The sequence below is a fragment of the Streptomyces sp. NPDC052396 genome (genome assembly GCF_044593195.1).
In the GTDB taxonomy this organism is placed as follows: Bacteria; Actinomycetota; Actinomycetes; order Streptomycetales; family Streptomycetaceae; genus Streptomyces.
Genome location: NZ_JBIUAW010000001.1, coordinates 404,763 through 429,112, shown reverse-complemented (window position 1 = coordinate 429,112; position 24,350 = coordinate 404,763). Strand labels below are relative to the sequence as shown.

At 72.0% G+C, this 24,350-nt stretch carries 20 protein-coding genes and 3 tRNA genes; 7 read left to right on the top strand and 16 right to left on the bottom strand.

The genetic code is table 11. The features are described 5' to 3' along the window. Positions 1-9: 9 nt before the first annotated feature. The 5 genes from ACIHFE_RS02060 to ACIHFE_RS02040 form a co-directional block, all read right to left on the bottom strand. Positions 10-1,773: an ABC transporter permease gene (locus ACIHFE_RS02060; protein ID WP_400103585.1), complete on the bottom strand. Its 1,764-nt coding sequence runs from the start codon at positions 1,771-1,773 to the stop codon at positions 10-12. A 58-nt stretch (positions 1,774-1,831) separates the two neighbouring features. Beyond that, positions 1,832-2,275, bottom strand: a complete 444-nt coding sequence (locus tag ACIHFE_RS02055) for a hypothetical protein (protein ID WP_400103583.1) — start codon at positions 2,273-2,275, stop codon at positions 1,832-1,834. Between the two features lie 168 nt (positions 2,276-2,443). Beyond that, a tRNA-Ile gene (locus ACIHFE_RS02050) sits at positions 2,444-2,517 on the bottom strand. A gap of 178 nt (positions 2,518-2,695) precedes the next feature. Further along, a tRNA-Asn gene (locus ACIHFE_RS02045) sits at positions 2,696-2,768 on the bottom strand. Between the two features lie 5 nt (positions 2,769-2,773). Further along, positions 2,774-2,846: transfer RNA gene (locus tag ACIHFE_RS02040), tRNA-Asn, on the bottom strand. Between the two features lie 171 nt (positions 2,847-3,017). On the opposite strand from ACIHFE_RS02040, the gene ACIHFE_RS02035 reads away from it, so the two are divergent. Next, a complete protein-coding gene (locus tag ACIHFE_RS02035) occupies positions 3,018-3,305 on the top strand; it encodes a YtxH domain-containing protein (protein ID WP_400103581.1) in 288 nt (95 codons plus the stop codon). Positions 3,306-3,329: 24 nt separating this feature from the next. Next, positions 3,330-4,769: an FGGY family carbohydrate kinase gene (locus ACIHFE_RS02030; RefSeq protein WP_400103579.1), complete on the top strand. Its 1,440-nt coding sequence runs from the start codon at positions 3,330-3,332 to the stop codon at positions 4,767-4,769. 7 nt (positions 4,770-4,776) lie between these two features. Here ACIHFE_RS02030 and ACIHFE_RS02025 read toward each other — a convergent pair whose 3' ends face one another. The 4 genes from ACIHFE_RS02025 to ACIHFE_RS02010 all read right to left on the bottom strand — a co-directional run bounded on the left by ACIHFE_RS02025 (position 4,777) and on the right by ACIHFE_RS02010 (position 10,790). After that, positions 4,777-5,826 (bottom strand): RNA polymerase sigma factor, encoded by a 1,050-nt coding sequence (locus ACIHFE_RS02025; RefSeq protein WP_400103577.1) that lies wholly within the window; start codon positions 5,824-5,826, stop codon positions 4,777-4,779. 277 nt (positions 5,827-6,103) lie between these two features. Then, positions 6,104-8,005 carry a DNA primase gene (gene dnaG / locus ACIHFE_RS02020; protein ID WP_400103575.1) on the bottom strand — a complete coding sequence of 634 codons (1,902 nt, stop codon included), beginning with the start codon at positions 8,003-8,005 and terminating at the stop codon, positions 6,104-6,106. A 32-nt stretch (positions 8,006-8,037) separates the two neighbouring features. Then, positions 8,038-9,300: an NAD(P)/FAD-dependent oxidoreductase gene (locus ACIHFE_RS02015; RefSeq protein WP_400103573.1), complete on the bottom strand. Its 1,263-nt coding sequence runs from the start codon at positions 9,298-9,300 to the stop codon at positions 8,038-8,040. Between the two features lie 161 nt (positions 9,301-9,461). Beyond that, a complete protein-coding gene (locus ACIHFE_RS02010; RefSeq protein WP_400103571.1) occupies positions 9,462-10,790 on the bottom strand; it encodes a deoxyguanosinetriphosphate triphosphohydrolase in 1,329 nt (442 codons plus the stop codon). Positions 10,791-10,897: 107 nt separating this feature from the next. On the opposite strand from ACIHFE_RS02010, the gene ACIHFE_RS02005 reads away from it, so the two are divergent. Then, on the top strand, positions 10,898-11,557 hold the full coding sequence (locus ACIHFE_RS02005) for a vancomycin high temperature exclusion protein (RefSeq protein ID WP_400103569.1): 660 nt from the start codon (positions 10,898-10,900) through the stop codon (positions 11,555-11,557). Positions 11,558-11,564: 7 nt separating this feature from the next. On the opposite strand, the gene ACIHFE_RS02000 is transcribed toward ACIHFE_RS02005, so the two are convergent. The 3 genes from ACIHFE_RS02000 to ACIHFE_RS01990 form a co-directional block, all read right to left on the bottom strand. Next, positions 11,565-12,485: a trypsin-like serine peptidase gene (locus tag ACIHFE_RS02000; RefSeq protein ID WP_400103568.1), complete on the bottom strand. Its 921-nt coding sequence runs from the start codon at positions 12,483-12,485 to the stop codon at positions 11,565-11,567. Between the two features lie 286 nt (positions 12,486-12,771). Further along, positions 12,772-13,560, bottom strand: coding sequence for a sulfite exporter TauE/SafE family protein (locus ACIHFE_RS01995; RefSeq protein WP_400103566.1), 789 nt, complete (start codon positions 13,558-13,560; stop codon positions 12,772-12,774). A gap of 62 nt (positions 13,561-13,622) precedes the next feature. Continuing rightward, complete coding sequence (locus tag ACIHFE_RS01990; protein ID WP_400103564.1) at positions 13,623-14,282, bottom strand: maleylpyruvate isomerase N-terminal domain-containing protein; 660 nt, start codon at positions 14,280-14,282, stop codon at positions 13,623-13,625. Positions 14,283-14,470: 188 nt separating this feature from the next. Here ACIHFE_RS01990 and ACIHFE_RS01985 point away from each other — a divergent pair, with 188 nt between their 5' ends. Further along, on the top strand, positions 14,471-15,403 hold the full coding sequence (locus ACIHFE_RS01985; RefSeq protein WP_400103562.1) for an oxidoreductase: 933 nt from the start codon (positions 14,471-14,473) through the stop codon (positions 15,401-15,403). 49 nt (positions 15,404-15,452) lie between these two features. On the opposite strand, the gene ACIHFE_RS01980 is transcribed toward ACIHFE_RS01985, so the two are convergent. Continuing rightward, positions 15,453-16,064 (bottom strand): hypothetical protein, encoded by a 612-nt coding sequence (locus ACIHFE_RS01980; protein ID WP_400103561.1) that lies wholly within the window; start codon positions 16,062-16,064, stop codon positions 15,453-15,455. Between the two features lie 245 nt (positions 16,065-16,309). Here ACIHFE_RS01980 and ACIHFE_RS01975 point away from each other — a divergent pair, with 245 nt between their 5' ends. The 3 genes from ACIHFE_RS01975 to ACIHFE_RS01965 all read left to right on the top strand — a co-directional run bounded on the left by ACIHFE_RS01975 (position 16,310) and on the right by ACIHFE_RS01965 (position 20,116). Next, on the top strand, positions 16,310-18,187 hold the full coding sequence (locus tag ACIHFE_RS01975; RefSeq protein ID WP_400103558.1) for an APC family permease: 1,878 nt from the start codon (positions 16,310-16,312) through the stop codon (positions 18,185-18,187). 106 nt (positions 18,188-18,293) lie between these two features. After that, the gene (locus ACIHFE_RS01970) at positions 18,294-18,779 is read left to right on the top strand and encodes a hypothetical protein (RefSeq protein ID WP_400103556.1); all 486 of its coding nucleotides are present in this window, start codon (positions 18,294-18,296) and stop codon (positions 18,777-18,779) included. 752 nt (positions 18,780-19,531) lie between these two features. Next, a complete protein-coding gene (locus ACIHFE_RS01965) occupies positions 19,532-20,116 on the top strand; it encodes an XRE family transcriptional regulator (RefSeq protein ID WP_400103555.1) in 585 nt (194 codons plus the stop codon). Here ACIHFE_RS01965 and ACIHFE_RS01960 read toward each other — a convergent pair. The 3 genes from ACIHFE_RS01960 to ACIHFE_RS01950 all read right to left on the bottom strand — a co-directional run bounded on the left by ACIHFE_RS01960 (position 20,113) and on the right by ACIHFE_RS01950 (position 24,265). Beyond that, positions 20,113-21,414 (bottom strand): cytochrome P450, encoded by a 1,302-nt coding sequence (locus tag ACIHFE_RS01960; RefSeq protein WP_400103553.1) that lies wholly within the window; start codon positions 21,412-21,414, stop codon positions 20,113-20,115. The genes ACIHFE_RS01965 and ACIHFE_RS01960 overlap by 4 nt on opposite strands. Next, positions 21,411-22,166: an alpha/beta fold hydrolase gene (locus tag ACIHFE_RS01955; protein ID WP_400103551.1), complete on the bottom strand. Its 756-nt coding sequence runs from the start codon at positions 22,164-22,166 to the stop codon at positions 21,411-21,413. The genes ACIHFE_RS01960 and ACIHFE_RS01955 overlap by 4 nt, the downstream gene beginning before the upstream one ends. 92 nt (positions 22,167-22,258) lie before the next feature. Beyond that, a complete protein-coding gene (locus ACIHFE_RS01950; RefSeq protein WP_400103549.1) occupies positions 22,259-24,265 on the bottom strand; it encodes a glycosyltransferase family 2 protein in 2,007 nt (668 codons plus the stop codon). Between the last annotated feature and the right edge of the window lie 85 nt (positions 24,266-24,350).

Here is a 24,350-nt window from a genome sequence, read left to right as displayed (position 1 = left end):
GGCCTCCGGCTAGGTGCTCTGCAGGGAGTAGCGGGTCTCGGCCAAGCGGTAGAGCCGGCGCCAGAACAGCCGGTTGAGGGCGACCACATAGCAGGCCATCACCGCGATCCCGGCGATCAGATGCGGATAGTCGCCGTGCGAGGTGGCCCGGGCGATATAGGCGCCCAGGCCGGTGGCGGTCAGGGTGGTCCCGCCGAAGGTCACCACCTCGGAGACGATGGAGGCGTTCCAGGCGCCGCCGGAGGCGGTGATCCCGCCGGTGACATAGGCCGGGAAGATGCCGGGGATGATCAGGCGCCGCCACCGCTGCAGGCCGCGCACCCCCAGGTCGTCCATGGCCTCCCGCAGATCGGTGGGGACGGCCGCGGCCCCGGCGATGGTGTTGAACAGGATGTACCACTGGGCACCCAGCGCCATCAGCAGAATGCCGCCGATGTTCAGCGACAGACCGCTCCACAGGAAGAACCAAGTGGCCAGCGGGAACAGGAAGTTGGCCGGGAAGCTGGCCAGCAGCTGCACCAGGGGCTGGGCGATCCGGGCCAGCCGGGGCGAGAAGCCGATCCGCACCCCCACCGGGACCCACACCACGGTCGCCACGGCGACCAGCACCACCACCCGGGCCAGGGTGGCCAGGCCCAGCAGCAGCGGTTCCCCGAAGACGCCCAGCCCGGTGTGCCGGTGCAGATAGCCCAGCAGGTCGAACAGGCCCCAGACGGTCAGCCCGCCGGCCACCAGCGCGAAGGCCAGGTCGCCGGTGCGGCGGCGGGCCGGGCTGACGGTCAGCGGCCGGTCGTCGGTACCCAGCACCCGGGCCGCCCGGCCCAGCAGTTCGCCGGCCGGGCGGGCCGGCCGGCCCAGCAACCGCGGCCAGGAGGAGCGGCGCAGAAAGTCCAGCACCAGGGACCGCTGGATGTCGGCCGCCTCGGACTGCTCGTTCTTGAACCGCTCGGTCCAGGCGGTCAGCGGCCGCCAGAAGACAAAGTTCACCGCGAGGACCAGCACCGCCATGGTGGCCACCGCCCATCCGACCTTGCCCAGGTCGCCCTCGGCGATGGCGGTGCCCGCGTACGATCCCAGGCCCGGCAGCGCGTACTGGTGGCCGCCCACGCTGATCGCCTCGGAGGCCACCAGGAAGAACCAGCCGCCGCCGAAGCTCATCATCCCGTTCCAGACCAGGCCGATGGCGCCGTTGGGCAGTTCCACCTTCCAGAACCGCATCCAACGGGTGAAGCCGAAGGACCGGGAGATCTCGTCCAGCTCCCGGGGCAGTGTGATCAGCGAGTGGTAGAAGCCAAAGGTCATGTTCCAGGCCTGGGAGGTGAAAATCGCGAAGACGGCGGCGAGTTCGAGTCCCAGGAGGGAGCCGGGGAACAGCGCGATGAACCAGGTCACCGCCACGGTGAGGAAGCCCAGCACCGGGACCGACTGCAGGATGTCCAGCGCCGGGATCAGCACCCGTTCCAGCCGTCTGCCACGGGCCGCCGCATAGGCGTAGCCCAGGGTGAAGACCACCGAGGCGGCCAGCGCCACAAACATCCGCAGCAGGCTGCGGGCCGCGTAGTAGGGCAGCTTGGCCGGGTCGGTGTCCACCTTGACCACCTGGGCCGGGTCGAAGGAGACCGTGGCCCCCTTGCCCACCCTCAGCAGCAGATACATCCCCACCAGTACGGCGGCGGCCACCACCAGGTCCACCCAGGACAGCCGGGACAGCCGCCCGGTGACCCGGGCGGGCAGCGGCACCCGCGAGGCGGCTGATCGGGAGGGGTAGACCATGGACGGCTCCTGGTTCCCCAGTCGACCACACCGGAGCCCGCTGCGCCCGGGGGGGTGCCTACGGACGTGCGTGCGCGGCCTCGCTCAGCAGCCGGGTCAGTTCCAGCGACAGCCCGAGGTGGCGGGCGATCCAGGCCGGCTCATGGCCGTGCCGGGCCAGCACCCAGGCCGTACAGACCTCGCCCTGGCTGGGCGCGCCGGGCCCCTCCAGCAGCGGACGGACCGCCTCGGCCGGAAACCCGTCCATGGTCTCCTCGGTGAACCAGCTGTCGTCCACCTGACCGGCCAGGGTGGCGTGCTCCACCCGGAGCCTGGCCCGGTGCCGGTGGGCCGAGAGGGCCAGCAGGGTGAGCGCCAGGGCGGCGGCGCCGGCCAGCGCACCGGCGGCCACCGGCTGGTCCTGCCGGGCGGCGGCCTTGACGGCCACCACCGCCAGCACGCCGATGGCCACGGCGGCCACCGCCGCCAGTCCCTCGCCGGGGTGCGGGTGCGGCGCTCTCACCGGACAACCTCCCTGCGTTCCTTTCGGGCCCCCGGTCCCATCGTGTCCCACCCGGTCCCCATCCTGCGAGCACCGGGCGGGCCGCCGGGCACAGCAAAACGCCCCGGCCGGTACGGAACCGATCGGGGCGTCGCATAAGCAGAACGTTTCTGCACTGCTGCCGCAAAGTGGGGCGGGTGGGACTCGAACCCACGGCCGACGGATTATGAGTCCGCTGCTCTAACCGGCTGAGCTACCGCCCCGTTCACGGCGCGTCGCGCACATCTGTGCGCGCCGTCTGCCGCAGCATAGCCGCTCATACGATCTGCTGCCCCGGTGGGGGCACATCGTGTGACCAGCCTGACCTTGAGGACTTCGATCACGGGGCGGTTGGTTCCCACCGGGCATAAAAAAGGACCCCCGAGGGGGTCCTTCTCTCTGCTCCTCCGACTGGACTCGAACCAGTAACCTGCCGGTTAACAGCCGGCTGCTCTGCCAATTGAGCTACAGAGGATCGCGCTCCCCCGACTGGACTCGAACCAGTAACCTGCCGGTTAACAGCCGGCTGCTCTGCCAATTGAGCTACAGGGGATTGACCTGTGCCTCGAATGCCTCTTCGCCCGGGCTTCCGGGCGGCGTGCGCTCGCTGCGAGACATACATTAGCGCAAGCAGGGGGGTGCTCCGCCAATCGGTATCCCGGGAGTGACCTTCCGGGCCGCCGGGTAGGCGCCGAGCAGGGGTTTCGACGGAAGGATGGGCGCGATGCGCTACCGGCTGACGTTCATCGCCGGACTGGCTGTCGGGTACGTACTCGGCACCCGGGCCGGCCGGGAGCGGTACGAGGAGTTGCGCAAGGGCGCACAGCGCATCGCGCAGAACCCTGCGGTGCGCAATACCGCCGAGTCCGCCGCGCAGAACGCCCGGGCGCTGGCCGGGCGGGGACTGGACCGGCTGGGCCACCGCATCCCGGCCCCGGTCGCCGAGCGGGTGCGCTCGCTGCGCGAGCAGCGGGTGGCGGACGAGGACGACTGGGGTACGACCAATACCTGAGCTGGGATTTGGCATCATCTCCACATGGGGATAGTCGCCGGGCTGGACAGTTCAGCCGAGAGCACACGGATCGTCGTCTGTGACGCACAGACGGGCGCCGTACTCCGCCAGGGGTACGCGCCGCACCCGCCGTCGGCCGCCGAGGGCGATCCGCAGGGGTGGCTGATCTCGCTGGGCGAGGCGGCCGCCGGCGGGGTGCTGGAGGGCGTGCAGGCCATCGGCGTCTCCGCACAGCAGCACGGGCTGCTGACACTGGACGCCGGCGGGGTGCTGGTACGGCCCGCGCTGCTGGGCAACGACAAGCGGATGCAGGCCGCGGCGGCCGATCTCACCGATGCGCTGGGCGGCCGGGCCGCCTGGGCGGAGGCGGTCGGCTCGGTGCCGCAGGCCGCGCTGGCGGTGGCCAAGCTGCGCTGGCTGGCCCGTAACGAGCCGGAGTCCGCGAACCGGGTGGCGGCGCTGATCCAGCCGCACGACTGGCTGGTCTGGCAGCTGCTGGGCCGGCCGCTGCGCCGTACCACCGACCGGGGCGACGCCTCCGGCACCGGCTTCTGGTCGGCGGCCACCGGCGCCTGGCGGCCGGACCTGGTGGAGCTGGCGCTGGGCCGGCAGGCGGTGCTGCCGGATGTACTCGGTCCGGCCGAGCCCGCCGGGCACACCCCCGAGGGCCTGCTGATCTCGGCGGGAACGGGCGAGACCATGGCCGCCGCCTTCGGCCTGGGGGTCGGCCCGGGCGACGCGGTGATCTCGCTGGGCGCCTCCGGTTCGGTGTTCGCCGTCCACCACCAGGCGCTCACCGACCCCAGCGGCACCATCACCTCGTTCGCCGACGCCACCGGGATGCACCTGCCGGTGGTGCACACCCTCAACGCGGTGCGGGTGCTGCGCGGCACCGCCGAGCTGCTGGGCACCGATCTGGCGGGGCTGTCCGAACTGGCGCTGCGCTCCACCCCGGGCTCCTACGGGCTGGTGCTGCTGCCCTATCTGGAGGGCGAGCGGACCCCGCACCTGCCGCACACCGCCGGCACCCTGACCGGGCTGCGGCGGGAGAGCATGAAGCCGGAGCACCTGGCCCGGGCCGCCTTCGAGGGGATGCTGTGCGGGCTGGCGGACGCGCTGGACGTGCTGCGCGGGCGCGGTGTGGCGGTGCGGCGGGTGTTCCTGCTGGGCGCGGCGGCGGAGCTGCCCGCGGTGCAGGCGATGGCGCCCCAGCTGTTCGGCACCCGGATCGTGGTGCCGCAGCCCGCCGACTACGCGGCGCTGGGCGCGGCCCGGCAGGCCGCCTGGGCGCTGGGGGTGCAGCACGGCACGCTGTCCCCGCAGGAGCCGCCGCACTGGCCGGCCGCGGCCGGCCAGGACTTCGAGCCGGGCGAGGAGCTGGCTGCGGGTCAGGCGGTACGGCAGCAGTACGCGACGGTGCGTGAGCAGACCCACCCCGGGGCGTTCCAGGGCGGCGCCCAGTGAGGCGGGCTCAGTCCAGGTAGCCCCGCAGCTGGTCCGCGAAGGCGTGGTCGCGGAGCTTGTTGAGGGTCTTGGACTCGATCTGCCGGATGCGTTCGCGGGTGACACCGAATATCCGGCCGATCTCCTCCAGGGTGCGGGCCCGGCCGTCCACCAGCCCGTAGCGCAGCTGCACCACCTTGCGTTCGCGCTCGCCCAGGGTGGAGAGGACGGCCTCCAGGTGTTCGCGCAGCAGCAGAAAGGCGGCGGACTCCACCGGGGAGGCGGCGTCGCCGTCCTCGATGAGGTCGCCGAGGGCCACATCGTCCTCCTCGCCGACCGGTGCGTGCAGCGACACCGGTTCCTGGGCCAGCCGCAGCACCTCGCTGACCCGCTCCTCGGACAGGTCGAGGTAGGCGGCGACCTCCTCGGCGGTGGGTTCGGTGCCGCGTTCCTGGAGCATCCGGCGCTGCACCCGCACCACCCGGTTGATCAACTCCACTACATGGACCGGGACTCGGATGGTGCGCGCCTGGTCGGCCAGGGCGCGGGACATGGCCTGGCGGATCCACCAGGTCGCATAGGTGGAGAACTTGTAGCCGCGGGCGTAGTCGAACTTCTCAACTGCCCTGATCAGGCCCAGATTTCCCTCCTGGACCAGGTCGAGCATGGTCAGTCCGCGGCCGATGTAGCGCTTGGCGACGGAGACCACCAGCCGCAGATTGGCCTCGATCAGCCGGCGTTTGGCCATCCGGCCGAACACCACCAACCGGTCCAGGTCCAGGGCGAGTTGGGTGTCCAGGTCGGGGGTGCGGGCCAGCTTCTCCTCGGCGAACAGCCCGGCCTCCACCCGCCGGGCCAGCTCCACCTCCTCCTCGGCCGAGAGCAGGGGGATACGGCCGATCTCCCGGAGGTACTGGCGGAAGAGGTCGGAGGACGGGCTGCCGGCCTCCGAGCGCCGGTCGTCCTCGCGGACCGGCTCATCGGGGAGGTTCTCGGCGGCCGGCGGCCCGGGCTGGTGCGGCACGGCCGGGGCGGGGACGGCCGGGTCGTGCTGGAGGATGGGGGTCCGGGTCTGCACGGGGGCGACCTCCAGGTGATCGCTGCTGGGGCAGAGAACACGGGCGCGACGGCGGACGGTCCGCCGTCCGTCCCGGCATCAGGAGCACGGAGAGCATCGTGAGCGTCGAGAGCGGCTTCGCGGAGGGTTCCCGGCCCTGCCACGCTCCGGAGGACTCAGGCACCGCCCACCAGTGTGGGGCACGACGCGGGCCCGCCACGAGGGGCTTGCGGCCACTTTCTGCGGTCGGGCAGTGACCGGCTGGTTACGGATCCCGACCGCCGGGCCTGTTACGGCGTCACAGCGCCGCGGCGCCCCGGTCCTTCAGCGACCGGCCGTACTGCTCCAGCACCCACAGCTCGTTCTGCACGGCGGTCAGATGGTCCGGCGCGGCCTGCGCGCCCAGCCGCACCAGGCTCGCCTGCACCTGGCTCACCCGGCGTTCCACGGCCCGCAGCCGCACCTGGACCAGCTGGGTGCCGGCGTACACCTCGTCGACGGTACGGGCGTGCAGGGGCTCCACGGCCAGCTCGGTGACCAGCGAGCGGACGGTGTCGTCGGGGGCGGCCTCCCGGACCCGGGTCAGATAGGCGTCATCGGCCTGGGTGACGCCGCCCGCCTCGTCGATGGCCCGGCGGACCACCGCGTAGGGCGCCGCGGTGAACTCGTCCTCGCCATAGGCGTCAAAGGCGGGGGCCACCAACTCGGGCCGCTGCAGGGCGAGTTTGAGCAGTTCGCGCTCGGTGCGATGGGCCGGGCTGCGCAGGTTGAGCGCCGGGCCGCGGGGGCCGGCGGGCCGCTCGACGGGCGCGGCGGCGGCCTGGCGGGCCGCGGCGGGGCGGTTGCGGGAGTCGGGGCGCTCGGCGCGCTCCCGGGCCCAGCGGGCCAGCTGGCTGACCCGCATCACCACGAACTGGGTGTCCAGGATGCCCAGCAGCCCGGCCAGCCGCACCGCGTACTGGTGGCGGATGGAGCTGTCCTTGATGCCGGCCACGATGGGCGCGGCCTCCTCCAGGGCCGCCGCCTGGCCCTCGGGGGTGTCCACCTCATGCCGGCCGACCAGCGAGCGGATGGCGAACTCGAACAGCGGGGTGCTGGTCTCGATCAGCCCGCGCACCGCCTCGTCACCCCGGTCCAGGCGCAGCTCGCAGGGGTCCATACCGCCGGGGCTGACCGCGATATTGGTGTGCGCGGCGAACTTCTGGTCGTCCTCGAAGGCGCGCAGGGCGGCCCGCTGGCCGGCGGCGTCCCCGTCGAAGGTGAAGATCACCTTGGCCCGGGAGTTGTCCATCAGCAGCCGGCGCAGGATCTTGATGTGGTCGACGGCGAAGGCGGTGCCACAGGTGGCGATGGCGGTGGTGACCCCGGCCAGGTGGCAGGCCATGACGTCGGTGTAGCCCTCGACGACCACCGCGCGGTTGCCCTTGGCGATGTCCTTCTTGGCCAGGTCGATGCCGTAGAGCACCTGGGACTTGCGGTAGATGGGCGTCTCGGGGGTGTTGAGGTACTTGGGGCCGTTGTCGTCCTCGCGCAGTTTGCGGGCGCCGAAGCCGATGACATCGCCGGTGATGTCGCGGATGGGCCACATCAGGCGGCCGCGGAAGCGGTCGATGGGGCCCCGGCGGCCGTCCTGGGAGAGGCCGGAGAGAATCAGCTCCTTGTCGGTGAAGCCGCGCCCGCGCAGAAAGCGGGTGAGATGGTCCCAGCCGGCCGGGCTGTAGCCGACGCCGAAGTGCGCGGCGGCGGCCTGGTCGAAGCCCCGCCCGGCCAGGAAGGCCCGGGCGATCTCGGCCTCGGCGCTCTGCAGCTGCTCCGCGTAGAACTGCGCCGCGGCCTTGTGCGCCTCCACCAGGCGGGTGCGCTCGCCCTGCTGGCGGCCCGGGGTGTAGCCGCCCTCCTCGTAGCGCAGGGTGATCCCGGCCTGGGAGGCCAGGCGCTCGATGGTCTCGGCGAAGGACAGGTGGTCGAGCTTCATGATGAAGTCGACGACATCGCCGCCCGCCTGGCAGCCGAAGCAGTGGTACAGGCCCTTGGCCGGGCTGACGTGGAAGGACGGCGACTTCTCGTCATGGAAGGGGCACAGCCCCTTGAGGTTGCCCCCTCCGGCGTTGCGCAGCTGGAGGTACTCGGATACGACGGCGTCGATCGGGACGGCGTCCCGGACCGCCTTTACATCGTCATCGTTGATCCTGCCTGCCACGGGTGAATTCTACGGGGGTGCGCGGACACCCTTCAGCCGGCCAGTGATCCCAGCGGCACCGCGGGGTCGGCCAGGGTGGCCGGGTCGACCACCGCGCCCGCCCGGATCAGGTGCTGCACGGGCTCGGCGACGTCCCACACATTGACGTTCATCCCGGCCAGCACCCGGCCCTGGCGCAGCCAGAAGGCGATGAACTCCCGCTTGCCCACATCGCCCCGGCAGACCACCTGGTCATAGCTGCCGGGCGGGGCGTAGCCGTGGTACTCCAGGCCCACGTCGTACTGGTCGGAGAAGAAGTAGGGCACCCGGTCGTAGGAGACGGGGCGGCCGAGCATGGCCCGGGCCGCGGCGGGGCCGCTGTGCAGGGCGTTGGCCCAGTGCTCCACCCGCAGCCGGGTGCCCAGCCAGGGGTGCTCGGCGGCGGCGACATCGCCGGCCGCGAAGATGTCGGGGTCGGAGGTGCGCAGCGAGTCGTCGACCGCGATGCCTCCGCCGTCGGCGCGGTCGACCAGGGCCAGGCCGGCGGCCTCGGCGAGGGCGGTGCGCGGGGCGGCGCCGATGGCGGCCAGCACGGCGTGTGCCGGGTGCTCCTCGCCGTCGTCGGTGCGCACCGCCAGCACCATGCCGTCCTGGCCGGTGATCTCGGTGAGCCGGGCGCCGAAATGGAAGCGGACGCCGTGCTCGAGGTGCAGATCGGTGAAGAGCTGGCCCAGCTCCGGGCCCATCACCGCGTGCAGCGGGGTGGGCAGGGGTTCGACCACGGTGACCTCGGCGCCGTAGCCGCGGGCGGCGGCGGCCACCTCCAGGCCGATCCAGCCCGCCCCGGCGATCACCAGGTGGCCGTTGTCCCGGCCGAGGGCGGCCAGCACCTGGCGCAGCCGCTCGGCGTGGGCGAGCCGGCGCAGGTGGTGGACGCCGGCCAGGGCGGTGCCGGGGATGTCCAGGCGGCGCGGCTCGGCGCCGGTGGCCAGCAGCAGGCGGTCGTAGTGGATGCGGGTGCCGTCGCCCAGCCGGACGGACTTGGCGGCCCGGTCCAGCTGGACGGCGGGCAGGCCGAGGTGCAGTTCGATGTCGGCCTGGGCGTACCAGGCCGGCTTGTGGATGAAGACGCTGTCCCGTTCGTCGCTGCCGGTGAGGAACCCCTTGGACAGCGGCGGCCGCTCATAGGGGTGGTCCCGCTCGTCGCAGATGAGGATCACCCGGCCGGTGAAGCCCTCCGCGCGAAGGGTCTCGGCGGCCTTGGCACCGGCCAGCCCCCCTCCGACGATGACGAACGTCTGGTCTGCGTCCACCACTTGCTGCCTCCTCGCTGCGGTACGGGTGTGTGCCCGGTCGGATCGCCAGTGCCGAGCGTCCCGCACGCGGCCTGCCGCCGAAAGGGGGACTGCCCCGGACGGGTCAGCTACCCGGACCGGGCCCGGCGACTCCTCCCGGTGCCGGGGCGCGGGCTCATGGTTCAGGCCCGGGGCGCGCGCCGGGCCCCGGTGAGCCGGGTGTGCAGGGAACGGGCCGAGGCGTCGGTGAGCGCGGCTATCTGGTCGATCACCGCGCGCAGCCGCCCGGCGTCGTCGGTGGCCGCGGCGAACAGCGAGCGGAACTGCGGGTCCAGCCCGTCGGGGGCGCGGGCGATCAGCGCCTGGGCCAACTCCCTTATGATGACGCGCTGTTCGGCACGGATCTTCTCCTGGTCGGGGCGCTGCATCACATAGCGGTCGGCCACCGCCTTGAGCACCGCGCACTCCAGTCTGGTCGGGGGCGGCACCACCAGCTCGGCCCGGTAGCGGGTGAGCCGGCCGGGGCCGTAGCGCTCACGGGTGGCGTTCTCGGCGGCCAGGCAGAACCGGCCGATGAGCTGGCTGGTGGCGTCCTTGAGCCGGGCCTGGGCGACGGCGGAGCCGTCATAGCCATGCGGCCACCACTCCTGGTCCAGCAGCCGGTCCAGGGCCGCGGCCAGTTCGGCGGGGTCGGCGCCGGGGGCGTAGCGGCCGGCGGCCACCGCGAAGACCTCCCGCCGCTCGGGCTCGGCCAGCAGCACATTGGGGTCCAGGTGGCCGGCGTGCAGGCCGTCCTCCACATCGTGCACCGAGTAGGCCACATCGTCGGACCAGTCCATCACCTGGGCCTCGAAGCTCTGCCGGTGCTCCGGCGCGCCCTGCCGGGACCAGCGGTGCACGGCCATGTCGTCGGGGTAGACGCCGAACTTGCGGGAGGCCGGGTCGGTGGGATGGCCGCCGCGCGGCCAGGGGTACTTGGTGGCGGCGTCCAGTGCGGCCCGGGTGAGGTTGAGGCCGACGCTGACGGGCTCGCCGCCCTCCGGGCCGGGGACGAAGCGCTTGGGCTCCAGGCGGGCCAGCAGCCGCAGGGACTGGGCGTTGCCCTCGAACCCGCCGCAGGGCGCGGCCAGTTCGTCCAGTACCTGCTCGCCGTTGTGCCCGAAGGGCGGGTGGCCGAGGTCATGCGCCAGGCAGGCGGTCTCCACCAGGTCGGGGTCGCAGCCGAGGGCGGCGCCCAGCTCCCGGCCGACCTGGGCGCACTCCAGGGAGTGGGTGAGCCGGGTGCGCGGGGTGGCGTCCCAGCCGTGGTCGCTGGAGCCCGGCGTGACCACCTGGGTCTTGCCGGCCAGCCGGCGCAGCGCGGCGGAGTGCAGCACCCGGGCGCGGTCGCGCTGGAAGGCGGTGCGGCCCGGGCGCTTGTCGGGCTCGGCGGCCCAGCGTTCCAAGTCCGGGGCCGTATATCCGGCGATGACGGGGCGTTCTCCGGGTGCGGTGCCTGCGGTGCCGTTCATACCCCGACGGTAACCGGCGGGTGTGACAGCGGCAGGGGGTCGGTCAGGATCGCTGGAACCATGACCCCCGGCCAGAGCGTGACTCACTGCAACAACGAGGGGGGACCATGAGACTGCCGACCACCCGGCGCGGCAAACGGCGCCTGCTCTGGGCCGTGATGACCGCCTGTGTACTGGCCCTGCTGCCCGCCACCTGGGTGTACGCGACCACGGGCGACCGGCTGCGGACGGTGGCCGACGCCCCGAAGGCTCCGGTGGCGATGGTCTTCGGCGCCGGGCTGTGGCACGGCAAGCCCTCCCCCTATCTGGCCGACCGCCTGGACACCGCCGTCGATCTCTACCGCCAGGGCAAGGTCCGGGCGCTGCTGGTGACCGGCGACAACAGCCGGGAGTCCTATGACGAACCGGACGCCATGCACGACTACCTGGTGGCGCACGGCGTTCCGGACCGGCGCATCGTCCGGGACTACGCCGGCTTTGACACCTGGGACTCCTGCGCCCGCGCCGAGCGCGTTTTCGGGGTGCACCGCGCCCTCCTGGTCAGCCAGGACTTCCATATTCGCCGGGCGGTGGCCCTGTGCCGGGCGGCGGGCATCGACTCCTATGGCGTGGCCGCCGCCGTCCCGCACGATCTGACCTGGCTGTCGGGCGGCGTCCGGGAGGTGCCGGCCGCCGCCAAGGCGGCCTTCAACGCGGCCCTCCGGCCCGGCCCCACCTTCCTGGGCCCGCACGAGCCGGGCGTGGAACAGGCCCTGGCCGACCGGTGAGGGGGCGTCAGCGCTTGGGGTCGCGGTTGTTGATGGCGTCCAGATAGAGCCTGAAGATCTCGTCGTCGTTGACCGGGCTGTAGGAGACATCGGCCGACTTGTCCCCGTCCGGGCCGCCGCCGTTGAGCCCGCCGAGCACACCCACCAGGTCGCCGGTCCTGGTCTTCTCGTTGAAGTGGACCAGCCAGGGGCTGCCGGAGGTGCCGGAGAAGAAGCCGTCGCAGCGCATCTTCAGCTGGTTGTAGTCCTCGAGCCGGCTGGTCATGGCGGTGCAGCGGATGGCCTCGTCGGCCGGGTCCTCATCCGCGCTGGGGTAGCCGATGACGGTGACCCGGTTGACGAAGCCGGGGGTGCGGATGAGCCGGTTGGCGCCGGTCACCTGCTCGATCTGCCGTCCCTTGGCATCGGGCTTGACGGTGGCGAAGGCGAAGTCCAGGTCCGACCCCTTGCCGGTGTCGGTGCGCCGCGGGTCGGTGAAGGTGCGGGTCAGCGGCCACACTCCATAGGGCTGCTGGTCGGCGCCCTGCTGGTAGCCGGGGACGAAGGCGGCGTCGTCGCCTATCGAGCAGTGCCCGGCCGTGACGATCAGGTTGCCCTTGGGGCTGTGCACCACGCTGGCGGTGCAGTGGTGGCTCTTCATGTCGTCGCCGGTGTAGAAGATCACGCCCACCGGGGGGACGCCCCCGAAGTGCCGGGCGCTGCCGGTGATCCGCTGGGCCTCGCTCTTCGCGTCCGCGTCGTCGTCCTGGGACTCCGCGGTCCGGGTGGGGCCCCAGAAGCGCTGCGCCTGTGCGCTGGACCAGCTGCGGTCCTTGTGGTGCCCGCCGGCCCCCCGGGGAACGACCGCGGCGAGGCCCACCACATACAGCCCCGCGAGCACGGCCCGGGCCCACCGGGCCCGGCTCCACCGGGAGAAACGCACAGGCACCCCCACCACGTTCAGGAAGGTCGTCGACAGGCTAACCGCATCATCCGGGACCGGGACCACTCCGGAGTGTTCTCCGTACAGTCCGACGACGGACGCCTTGGCGTATGACCAGCGTACGAATGCTCAACAAACCCTCGCCGAATTTGGCATCCGGCGTGGCGTGAGGGTGCCCGGACCACGGTCCGCCCGCCCGGACGATTCCGCGAATGCCGAGGTTAACCGGGTTGTGAGCTCCTGTGCACCCCTGTGCCGGACCCGGGCCGGACGCCGTGCCGGACGCCGTCCGTCAGCCGCCCCACTGGTCATAGGCCAGCTTGCAGACCAGGCAGACGACGACCACCACCAGCACCCCGCGGACAAAGCCCGTACCGCGCTTGAGCGCCATCCGCGCCCCGGTCGCCCCGCCCGCCAGATTGAACACCGCCATGGGGAGGGCGACCTGCCACAGCACGGTGCCCTGCACGGTGAAGGTCACCAGGGCCCCCACATTGGTGCAGGTGTTGACGATCTTCGAGGTGCCGGAGGCCGACACCAGGTCCATGCGCAGGATCCCGGCCAGCGCCAGCACCAGGAAGGTGCCGGTGCCGGGCCCGATGAGGCCGTCGTAGAAGCCGATGCCCAGGCCGGCGACCCCGATCGCGGCCAGCACCCGCCGCCGGGAGGGCGGCAGCGCCGGAACGGTGGTGGCGGCGCCGAAGGACGGCCGGAACAGGACAAAGGCCAGCACCGCCAGCAGCACGGCCATGATCAGCGGACGGAGCACCGAGCTGTCGATGCCGGCCGCGAACAGCGCCCCGCCCAGCGAACCGGCCATCGCCGCCAGGCCGATGCGCACCGCGGTGCGCAGGTCCAGCGCGGCCCGGCGGGTGTAGGCGACGGCCGCCGCACTGGTGCCACAGATGGCCACCGCCTTATTGGTGCCCAGCACATAGGCGGGCGCCACCTGTGGCAGGGCGACCAGCAGGGCCGGGAGTTGCAGCAGCCCACCGCCTCCCACCACGGCATCGATCCACCCGGCCGCCGCGGCGGCGACACAGAGCACCAGCAGAGTTGTCAGGGATATGTCGTGTGTCACCGGGCGATCGTACGGACCCGGCGGCAGGTAACAGCCGTACCGCTGTTCTTCGCCGTTCCCCGCTATTCCCCCTCTTGGTTCCCTGGATTGCCGTCCCAGTGCCAGGAGTTGAGCCGCTCCCGGCCCGGCAGCTCCACCCGCCCGGTGCACCACAGCAGCGCCGGCCAGGGCTCGGCCTCCGGCGGCGCGTCCGGGAACAGCCGGGCCAGTGCCCGCTCGCACAGCCCGGCGGGCGGAGTGAACTCCACCCCCAGCCCGGCGGCTATGTCGTACCCGTGCACCAGGGTCTCCACCACACCCATGGCCCCGAAACCTTCCGGATCCGCCACCCCGGAAGGGTGGTAGGCCCTGACCTCCGCCGGCGCCGTCCGCACCATGGCCGCCAGCAGCGCTCCCCCGGCCTCCACCGCCTGCAGCAGCCCGGCGGGGCCCGCCTCCCGGTCCGCGAAGACCGCGTTGCGCGGACCGCCCGGCCGCCTGCCCAGCCAGAGGAAGGGGACATACCGGTCCAATGGCGGCTTGCGCGGCCCCAGTTGGGCGGCATAGCCGAACAGGTCGTCGGCCAGGTGCTCGGCGGTCTCCCAGCAGTCCCAGTCCAGCCCGGCAGCGGGCCTGCCCCACCGCTCCTCGGAGACCCCGCTCAGCGCGTCCACCACCAGATGCACCGCCGTCCGCACGTCCTCGGCGGTCACCGATCCGGCCGGCGTTTGTGAATTCGACATGGCGGGACGGTATCAACGACCACTGGCAACGCGGTGAGTTGAGGCCCGGGCACGACCGGTTACCGGAATGCGTCCTTCCGTAGGGCTGCGCGTCTCTCCCGTGCGTCACCTACGCTGAAGGCATCACCGAAGGCATCACCGGCTGCCCACGCGTGAAGCGTGCGGCGATCGCTAAGGAGCACGGCGAAGTGAACGGCTGGACTGCGCACGACATCCCCGACCAGAGCGGCCGCACCGCCGTGGTGACCGGCGCCAACAGCGGCATCGGCTATGTCACCGCCCGCGAGCTGGCCCGGCGGGGCGCCCGGGTGGTACTGGCCTGCCGGGACGAGACCCGCGGCCGGGCCGCCGAGGAGCTGCTGCGCACTCAGGTTCCGGGCGCCGAGGTGGAGTTGGCCCGGCTGGACCTGGCCGACCTGTCCTCGGTGCGCACCTTCGCCACGGAGCTCAAGGCCGACCGGATCGACCTGCTGGTCAACAACGCGGGCGTGATGGCGCTGCCTCAGCTGCGCACCGTGGACGGCTTCGAGATGCAGCTCGGCACCAACCACCTGGGGCACTTCGCGCTCACCGGGCTGCTGATGCCCCGGATCCGGGAGGCGGGGGACGGGGCGCGGGTGATCAGTGTTTCCAGCGGGCTGCACTACCTGGGCACGGTCGACCCGCGCGACCTCAATATGGAGCACCGCTACCGGCGTTGGATCGCCTACGGCCGCTCCAAGAGCGCCAATCTGCTGTTCATCCATGAGCTGGCGCGCCGGCTGGCGGCGGACGGTTCGCCGGTGGTGGCCGCCGCCGCGCACCCCGGCTACGCGGCGACCAATCTGCAGACCGCCGGCGCGCGCATGGAGGAACGGCCGGTGGCGGAGCGCCTCGCCGAGCTGGCCAACCGTCTGGTCGCCCAGAGCGCCGAGGACGGCGCGCTGCCCACCCTGTACGCCGCCACCGCGCCGGACGTCCGCCAGGACGATTTCTTCGGCCCCCGGGTGCAGCTTTGGCGCGGTGCGCCTCAGCGCTCGGTACGGGCCGCGTGGACCCGGGATGACCGGGCGAGTGCGGGGTTGTGGCGGGTGTCGGAGCGGCTGACCGGGGTCACCTACGCCTGGCCTCCTCGGGTCTGACCGTCTGCCCCGCCTCGCCCCTGATGGGGCGCCCCCTGGCGGGGCGCCCTTACTCCAGCCCCGATACCTCGAAGATCCGCCGGGCCCCGTCCACGTCGATGCGTTCGGCCAGGGCGGTCAGTACGCCGGCTCCCTCGTGCAGGGAACCCTGCTCGCGGGAGCGTCGTGCGCCGGTCTCCAGCCGGTGCCAGAGCAGCGGGTTGGCACAGAGCACCTCGGGGTCCACCTCGATCCGGACGCCGGCCGCGTCCCGTAACACCAGTCGCGCGGACACCCCGTCCAGCCGGCGCAGCCGGGTGAGCCGGTCGGTGCGTACCCTGCGTTCCCGCAGCAGTCCGCGTACCGCCAGCCAGTCCTCGCCCGCGCTCACCCGGGCCGGGCGCAGCACCAGCAGCAGGGTGCCGCCGAGCACCAGCCAGCAGCAGCCCCGGGGCCAGTCCAGGGTGGAGCGGGCGGCGTCCGCGCCCAGCAGCACTCCGGTGAGGCCCAGCCCGAAGCACCAGGCGGATCTGGCCTCCCGCCGCCACCCCCGGTCCCAGGCGACCGTGCGGGCACCGGGCGGCGGATGCGCCCTGGCTCTCCGGCCATGTGCCGCCGCACGCCCGCGCGCCCTTGCGCGGACCCGTACCGCCAGTCCTCGCCGTCCGGTGGGCCGTCCCATGGTGGTGACGGTAGAACCGGTACTTCCCGATCCCGTGGCACATTGACGCCACACTGACGCAAAGTCAGTGAAATATGTCGCGCTCCTGATGTCCGGGCACCCCACCGCGCCCCCACAGAACCGATCAGGCGTCAAGAACGCGCGAAGATACGGCGAATTCCCGCCAAGAGAGCGCCAACACCGGGCACTGACCGGTCAGCGCGGACGCAGTCTGGCCCTCCCACGTCACGGAGGTACGACAAGAGATGTCCATGCTGGCCAATACGGACGACCGGACCGGCGGGCACGCCGAGGAACCGCCGGATACCGGGGCCGCGGAGACCGCCGCCGAGGACCGGCACCGGCTCACGGCCACCCAGGGGCTGGCCGCCCTGTCCCTGGACGCCATGGCCTCGGTCGCCTATGGACCCGAGTCGATCGTGCTGGTGCTGGCCGCGGCCGGTGCGCACGGCCTGGGCTTCACCCTGCCGGTGACGCTGGCCATCGCCGCCCTGCTGGCCGTGCTGACCGCCTCCTACCGGCAGGTCATCGCCGCCTTCCCGGACGGCGGCGGGTCCTATGCGGTCGCCAAACGGCATCTGGGGCGGCGCACCAGCCTGGTCACCGCGGCCTCGCTGATCCTGGACTATGTACTGAATGTGGCGGTCTCGGTCACCGCCGGGGTGGCGGCCCTGACCTCCGCCTTCCCCTCGCTCTACCCGCAGCGGGTGTGGCTCTGCCTGGCCGTGCTCGTCCTGGTCACGGGCGTCAATCTGCGCGGCATCGTCGAGTCGGCGAAGGCGCTCATCGTGCCCACCGTCGTCTTCATCGGCTCGATCTTCGCCCTGATCGTGGTGGGCCTCTTCCGTGACGGGCCGGTGAGCACCGCGGCCGCCCATGGACACGCCTCGGTGGTGGCGAGCAACGCCACTTCCGTCGGTGCGCTGTTGCTGCTGAAGGCGTTCGCCTCCGGCTGCTCCGCGCTGACCGGTGTCGAGGCGGTGGCCAACGCCGTCCCCTCCTTCCGCGCCCCGCGCGCCAGGCGTGCCCAGCACACCGAGGTCGCCCTCGGCGCGTTGCTCGGCCTCATGCTGATCGGCCTCTCCGTCCTCATCGGCCGCTTCCACCTCCAGCCGGTGGACGGGGTCACCGTCCTCGCCCAGCTCGCCGACGCCTCGCTCGGCCACAACTGGGCGTTCTATGTCGTCCAGTTCGCGACCATGATCCTGCTGGCGCTCGCCGCCAACACCTCCTTCGGCGGTCTGCCCGTCCTGATGAGCCTGCTCGCGCGCGACAACTATCTGCCGCATGTCTTCGCGCTCAAGGCCGACCGCCAGGTCCACCGCCATGGCGTCCTGGCGCTCGCCCTGGTCTCCGCGGTGCTGCTCGTCTACTCCGGCGGTGATGTCAACACCCTGGTGCCGCTGTTCTCCATCGGCGTCTTCGTGGGCTTCACCGTCTGCCAGGTGGGCATGGTGCGCCACTGGCGGCAGGAACGTTCGGCCGGATGGCGGGGCAAGACGCTGCTCAACGGCTTCGGCGCGGTGCTCACCGGCGTGGCGGCGGTGGTCGTCACGGCGACCAAGTTCAGCGAGGGCGCCTGGCTGATCGTGCTGGCTCTCCCGGTGCTGGTGGCCGCCTTCGAGATCGTCCACCGGGCGTACACCCGGATCGGCGAGCATCTGGAGCTGGGCCGGGTCCCCGAGACCCCGCGCCGCTGCCACTCGGTGGTCGTCGTCCCCGTCTCCACCCTCTCCCGGCTGACCAGCAAGGCGCTGACCGCGGCGGTCTCCCTCGGTGACGAGGTGGTCGCGGTGACCGTGACCCCCTCGGACGGCGAGGGCCGGCGGCAGGCCGAATCGCTGCGCCGCGACTGGGAGTTGTGGAACCCGGGCGTGGACCTGGTGGAACTCCCCTCCCCCACCCGGGCGTTGGGCCGCCCCATCGTCGACTATGTCCGCGACCTGTCCGACCGGCACCCGGACAACCGGGTCACCGTGCTGATACCGGAGGTCGAACCCGCCCACTTCTGGCAGCGCCTGCTGCAGAACCAGCGCGGCGCGGTGATGGCACACGCGGTGCGCCGGGACACCGACGCGGTGATCTGCCGGCTGCGGTTCCGGCTGGGGGCGCGGGCGGTCTGAGGCGGGCCGCCCGGCGTGGCGGCCACCTCACTGTCGGAGCCCGGCGCCTATGGCACCCTCTCCCTGGCAAAAGCAGTGGCCAAAGGGCCACAGACGGGGGGACCCAATGAACGACAGCACCCGCATAGCCCTGGCCCTGGCCATCGTGGCCCTGATCATCCGCCGCCAGCTGCGCACCCGGCCGGTCCGGGAGACCGCCTCCCTGATCGGGCTGGGTGTCCTGGCCGTACTCGGGGCCTTCGCCGTCGCCTTCGGCGTCATGTCGGTGACCAAGTACCACCCGGTGCCGGCCACCGCCTGGCTGCTGATCACCCTCAGCCTGGCCATCGGCATCGCCTTCGGCCTCGCCCGCGCCCGGACCGTCCGCGTCTGGCGGGACACCGCCACCGGCACGGTGCTGCGCAAGGGCTCGGCCTGGACGGTGGGCCTGTGGCTGGTCTCGCTGGCCGTCCACTTCGGGATGGACGCCTGGATCGACCAGGTGACCAAGGCCGGTTTCCTGGGCGTCTCCACGATCTACGCCTATGTGGCGGTGACCCTGGGCGCCCAGTTCTGGTCGGTCCGCCGCCGGGCGGCGGCGCCGGCGGGCTGACGAGGTCAGGGGTGCGCCACTCGAAGGTGGACTCCCATGGCCTCGGTCATCTCAACGGCTACGCGCCGGTCGCCCGCGTCCAGCGCATCGGCCCTCCTGCGCTTGATGGCTTGACACTCCTGACAGCGGGGGCGCGGGGCCCGCGGCTCGTCACTGGTCACAGGAGTCGTCAACGTCCACGCCCCCGCATGCTCATGCCGTTGGCGTCGGCTACTCGAGCGCGCAATGTCTCGTGGGCGGTGGCCGGACGGACATCACATGGATATGCCTCCCAAGCGTCCCCACCCCGAGGAGGCCGCAGCCGCAGCCGCCCGTCCGTGGCCTCGACGACCCGACCAATGCGGTCCAGCCTGGCGTCCACCACCAACTCGCCTTGCTCAAGGCCTGGCTGGCACCCCATCCGCTCTCCCATGTCCATCCGCTCCTCCCGAAAGCTGGGTTCGCCGCCCCACGGTGACCGGGCGGCCTGCCCCAGAGCATGGCGGCCCATCAAGGACATGGCAGGCCCTGTTGAACGGACAGCGGGGCCGTTCGGACGCTACCGTTGAAGAACGCCCAAACGTCCGCTGGGGGGACCCTTGAACTCGGCTCTACGATCGGCTATGGCCTCCGCTGGCCTGTCGCCCAGACAGCTCGCTCTCCGCGTGGGGGTTTCCGGCAAGACCGTAGAACGGTGGGTTGCGGATGAAGAGTTGATCCCGCATGCCAGAAACCGAGAAGACACCTCCACGGCGTTGGGAGTGGAAGCCGAGATGCTGTGGCCGAAAGCGGTCAAGGGCCGACTGAAGACCGGTACCGATCAGGAGATCGTCCAGAGCTACCCCTACCGCTCGGCGTGCCCGTCCACGCTATGGGGCGAACTGATCGCCGAGTCCGCCGAAGAGCTGTTCTTCGGCGGCTACACCTCGTACTTCCTATGGACTCAGGTGCCCGCGATGTCCGAAACGCTCCGGCGAAAGGCCATGCGGGGATGCCGTGTTCGCTTCTTGCTGGGTGATCCCCGGGGGGCGGCCACCCGTCAGCGGGAAGAGATCGAGGACGTGGCCCTGACGGTGTCCACCCGCATCAGGACGACCCTGCAACAACTCGACAAGCTGGGCGAAGTCGAGGGGCTCGAAGCACGGTTCTCCTCGGTCTCCGATGCCGCCAACCACATTTCGTTGTCCGTCTTCCGTTTCGACGACGAGGCGCTGGTCACCCCGCACCTGGCCAGGCAGGCCGGCCATGACTCGCCACTGCTCCACCTCCGCAGGCGCAGCGAGGGAGGCATGTTCGCCCGCTTCGCCGAGCATGCCGAGGAGCTCTGGTCGCGAGGCGTTCCCCTCACCTCCGCCTAGCACCCCCACCGCACCGGCAAGTGCTTGACCCCGTTCTGGAAGTTCGACCTCAACCTGTCCGGCTCCCCTGCGAGTTCAAGCTCACCCAGCCCCTCCAGCACCGCCGCGAACAGCTCCCGCATCTGCACCCGCGCCAGCTGGGCGCCCAGGCAGAAGTGCGGACCATGGCCAAAGGAGAGGTGAGGGCCGGCGGGGCGGGTGATGTCAAAGGTGTCGGGATCACGGAAGACGCGCTCATCGCGGTTGGCCGAGGCGAAGAAGACCACCACCTTCTCGCCGGGCGCGATCCGGACGCCGCCCAGTTCGGTGGCGGCCATGGCGGTGCGCCGGAAATGTGTCACCGGGGTCCACCAGCGGAGCATCTCCTCCACCGCACCCGGCAACAGGGAAGGGTCCGCGCGCAGGGCACGGTACTGGGCGGGGTGGGTGAGCAGGGCAAGCATGCCGCCGGGAATCCCATTACGCAACGTCTCATTCCCGGCCACCGCCAGCAACCAGAAAAGCTGCCCGAACTCTTCGTCACTTACCCGCCCTTCGGGCTGGTGCAGCAGCGGGAAAACGACGTCCGCCTCGTCCCCGGCCGGCTGGGCCCTTTTGGCGGCGGCCAGTTCGCGGGCGTAGGCGAAGAGGTCCGGCATGCCGTTGCGGGAGCGGGGGTTTGGCATCCGGCCCGCCGCGTCGGGGCGCGGGCGCAGCGCCAGCGCACGCCGGGCGGGCCCGCTCACCTTGGCCGGGTCGACGGTGTCGCAGGCGGCGTACTCCGGGTCCTGGTGGCCGATGACGCGGTTGGACCAGTCGAACAGCAGGCCCCGGTCGCGGGCGGGCACCCCCAGCAGTTCGGCCAGGGTGGCCACCGGCAGGTCGGCGGCGAGGCCGGTGACAAAGTCGCAGCCGCCGCGCCCGGCGACATCGGCGACCAGGGCCCGGGCGCGGGCCCGGATGCGTTCGGTGAGGGCGGCCACCGCGCGTGGGGTGAAGCCGGCCGTCAGCAGGGACCGCAGCCGGGTGTGGTCCGGCGGGTCCATATTGAGCATCATGCGCCGCACCGCGGCCAAGTCGGCCGGTGTGGCAGGGTCGTTGATCTGGGTGCCGCCCAAGTGGGAGGAGAACATCCCCGGCGCGCGCAGCACCTGCCGCGCCTCCGCATGGCGCAGCACGGCCGTCACTCCGCCGGGCAGCCGGACCACGGCGCCCCGTGCCCGCAGGCGGGCGAATGCCTGGTGGGGCACGCCCCGTACATAGGTGTCGGGGTCCAGGACCAGGGCCCCGTCCGCCGCCGGACCCGCCGGGCCGGTCATCGGCGCAGGAATGCCTCTACCGCGGTGAGCAGCACAACGGGTGCCTCTTCCATGGGGTAGTGGCCGCAGTTGGGGATGGTCTCCAGCTCGGCGTTGGGGTAACTGGCCAGCCAGGTGGAGCGCATCAGCTCGGCGGAGATGGCCGGATCGTGCTCGCCGATCAGCACCTTCGCCGGTACCGGGTTGTCCTTGACCAGGCTCGCCAGGTCGGCGCCGGCCCACTGCGGGAGATAGGCGGCGAAGGCGGAGCGCCGGGAGCGTTCCAGGGAACGGGCGGTCATCGCGCTCAGCCAGGCGGCGGAGAGCCGGGAGCCGGTGGTGATGTCGATGATCGCCCGGCGGTTGGCCGCCTTGTCGGCCGCGCCGGAGAACAGCGCCCACCCCTCCTCGTCGAAGGGCACTCCGGAGGCCGGGACCGGGTTCAGTCCCACCAGCTTCCGTACCCGTTGCGGCGCTTGCACCAGCACCTGCTGGATGGCCGCCCCGCCCATGGAGTGCCCCACCAGGCTGAATTCCGGCCAGTCCAGCTGATCGGCGAGGGCAAGCACATCCATGGCGATCTCGGCGAGGGTGAACTCGCCCGGCACCTCCATGGCTTCGCCATAGCCACGGCAGTCCATAAAGGCGTAGCTGAACGTCTTCCCGTCCAGGTACGGCCAGAGCGGCTGGTAGCCGGTGCGGTCGGAGAGCCAGCCGTGCAGGGCCACGACCTTGTGCTCGCCTTCGCCGAGGAGCGTGTGCGCGATCGCCATGGCGGTTGACGGTAGTGGGGGCCGGGCCTTGGGCGCCAGAGGGCGGACGGGCTCCCCTGGCCCGTCAGCCCCGCCCCGTCAGCCCCGTCTCATCAGCCCCGCCCCGTCAGCCTCCCCCGCACCGCCTTCAGCAGCTCGACCCGTCCCACCCGCAGGGTCAGCGCGTCCCGTCCGGTGACCGGCTTGGCGTACCAGGGCATGCCCAGGCGCTGCCAGCGGGTGACGGGGAGGGCGGGCTGCGGCGGGACCGGGATGGTCCACTTCCCGTTTCCGGCGGCCAGGCGCAGCGAGAGCTGCCATTCGCCGGCCGTGGTGCAGGGCAGCAGGGCGGTGAAGGTGCCGTCCTTGGCGTCGGGCCGCACGGGGGTGGTGGTTTCCGTGCCGTCGGGGGCGGTGGCGTGGACGGAGAGCGAGCCGGTCGGCCAATCGGCCAGGGTGCAGCGGCCGTTGACGGCCAGGGTGGCGGGGGCGTCCGGGGACCAGCCGGCGCCGGTGACCTTCAGGTGCGGGAGCACCCGGTGCCGGGTCTCGCCCAGGTCGAGGGTGAGGTTGCCATAGGGCTTGGTGGTGTAGAGGGCGGCGGCGGTGCCGTCGCCGGTGACCAGGGTGGTGGTCCTGGTGCTCACGGACTCGGCGCGGCGGCTGCCCAGCCGGGCCTCCTTGGTGATGCCCTGGGCGCCCACGGCGAGGGTGAGGTCCCACAGGCCGGGCGAGAGCGGCGCCAGGTCGGCGGTGACCTCGAAGCCGGCCAGGGAGTAGTCGAACTGGCCGCCGTCCTCGTCGGCGCCCAGGCCGGGGGTGGGCAGGTGCCGTACCGGCAGCCGGTGTTCGTCCGCCGAGCCACGGCGGCGCAGGATCAGCTCGGTGGTGACCTCGCGGGTGGCTATTCGGTGGACATAGGCGTGGCCGGTGAGGCGGAGGCCGGCCGAGGTGAGTTCGGCGGACTCCACCAGGTGGCGGGCGCGCAGCTCGCCGGTGATGTCGTAGCAGTCGTCGGGGAGCTTGAGGGTGGAGTCCCGGAAGTAGGGGTACTCGGCGTAGGCCCGGCCGTTCTCGGCCAGGATCTCGGGGCCGGAGGCGCCGGAGGCGGCCAGGGTGGTGATGCCGTAGCTGGCGGCGCCCTGGTCCAGCTCCCAGCGGACCAGGGTGAGCAGTTCGTCCAGCAGTCCGCGCCGGATGAGCTCGCAGCGCAGCCGGACCACGGCGGGCAGCCTGGCCGCCAGGCCCGGGTGGTAGTGCGGTGCGATCAGGTCGCCCAGCTCGCTGAGGTACTTGTCCTGGACGTCACGGTGCGGCTCGCGGAACAACTGCAGCACGGCGTCGCGGAGTTCGACGGCGTAGTGCCGGTGCAGCAGGGTGTCGCGGTTCTCCCCCGGCGGCACCTGCGCGGCGACCAGCTCGGTCATCATCCGGAAGAGATCCATCCGCATCCGGGTGCCATGCGGCTGGGCGGTGATGTTGTTGCCGTCCTCGCGGGCCACCCAGTACAGGCAGTCATAGTCGGCGACCACCGAGATCGCCGCGGCCTCCAGATAGGCGGTGGCGGTGAAGGGCTGGTCCTCGCCGATGGACAGCCCGGTGTCGAAGCGCAGGCCCAGCCGGTCGATCAGCTCCCGCCGGAAGAGCTTCATGGGGTTGAGCGTCCAGTAGACGCGGGAGGCGAAGACATCGGTGGCCGGCTGGTTGCGGCCGAACATCGACTTGGGCGCCCGGCGCCCGCCCTCGCCGACGATCCGGCCCAGGACCACATCGGAGCCATTGTCGTCCGCGGCGGCGACCATACGGGCCAGCGCCTCGGGCCCCAGGTGATCATCGGCGTCCAGGAAGAAGACATGGCGGCCGGTGGCCAGGTCCAGGCCGCGGTTGCGCGGTCCGGCCGGCCCGCCGGAGTTCGGCTGGTGGATCACCCACATCAGCGGCGCCCCGGCCGCCAGGCGGTCCAGCTCCTCGGCCGTGCCGTCGGTGGAGCCGTCGTCCACCACGATCAGCTCGATCCGCTCCGCGCCCAGGGTCTGCTCCAGGACGGAGGTGACACTGCGGGTCACATACGGCATGGCGTTGTACGCGGCGATGATCACCGTGACATCCGGGCCGGGCATGGCGCACTCCGTTCCTGCGGTCCAGGGTGGGTCGGTGTGGTGTCCGGGAACCCGGCACAGTTCATTTCAGGATATACGAGCATCG

Bases quoted from the DNA above. Each gene is read 5' to 3' on its own strand.
- ACIHFE_RS02060 (WP_400103585.1), bottom strand. From the start codon at position 1,773: ATGGTCTACCCCTCCCGATCAGCCGCCTCGCGGGTGCCGCTGCCCGCC.
- ACIHFE_RS02035 (WP_400103581.1), top strand. From the start codon at position 3,018: ATGCGCTACCGGCTGACGTTCATCGCCGGACTGGCTGTCGGGTACGTA.
- ACIHFE_RS02030 (WP_400103579.1), top strand. From the start codon at position 3,330: ATGGGGATAGTCGCCGGGCTGGACAGTTCAGCCGAGAGCACACGGATC.
- ACIHFE_RS02010 (WP_400103571.1), bottom strand. From the start codon at position 10,790: ATGAACGGCACCGCAGGCACCGCACCCGGAGAACGCCCCGTCATCGCC.
- ACIHFE_RS02005 (WP_400103569.1), top strand. From the start codon at position 10,898: ATGAGACTGCCGACCACCCGGCGCGGCAAACGGCGCCTGCTCTGGGCC.
- ACIHFE_RS01990 (WP_400103564.1), bottom strand. From the start codon at position 14,282: ATGTCGAATTCACAAACGCCGGCCGGATCGGTGACCGCCGAGGACGTG.
- ACIHFE_RS01980 (WP_400103561.1), bottom strand. From the start codon at position 16,064: ATGGGACGGCCCACCGGACGGCGAGGACTGGCGGTACGGGTCCGCGCA.
- ACIHFE_RS01975 (WP_400103558.1), top strand. From the start codon at position 16,310: ATGTCCATGCTGGCCAATACGGACGACCGGACCGGCGGGCACGCCGAG.
- ACIHFE_RS01970 (WP_400103556.1), top strand. From the start codon at position 18,294: ATGAACGACAGCACCCGCATAGCCCTGGCCCTGGCCATCGTGGCCCTG.
- ACIHFE_RS01965 (WP_400103555.1), top strand. From the start codon at position 19,532: ATGCTGTGGCCGAAAGCGGTCAAGGGCCGACTGAAGACCGGTACCGAT.
- ACIHFE_RS01960 (WP_400103553.1), bottom strand. From the start codon at position 21,414: ATGACCGGCCCGGCGGGTCCGGCGGCGGACGGGGCCCTGGTCCTGGAC.
- ACIHFE_RS01955 (WP_400103551.1), bottom strand. From the start codon at position 22,166: ATGGCGATCGCGCACACGCTCCTCGGCGAAGGCGAGCACAAGGTCGTG.
- ACIHFE_RS01950 (WP_400103549.1), bottom strand. From the start codon at position 24,265: ATGCCCGGCCCGGATGTCACGGTGATCATCGCCGCGTACAACGCCATG.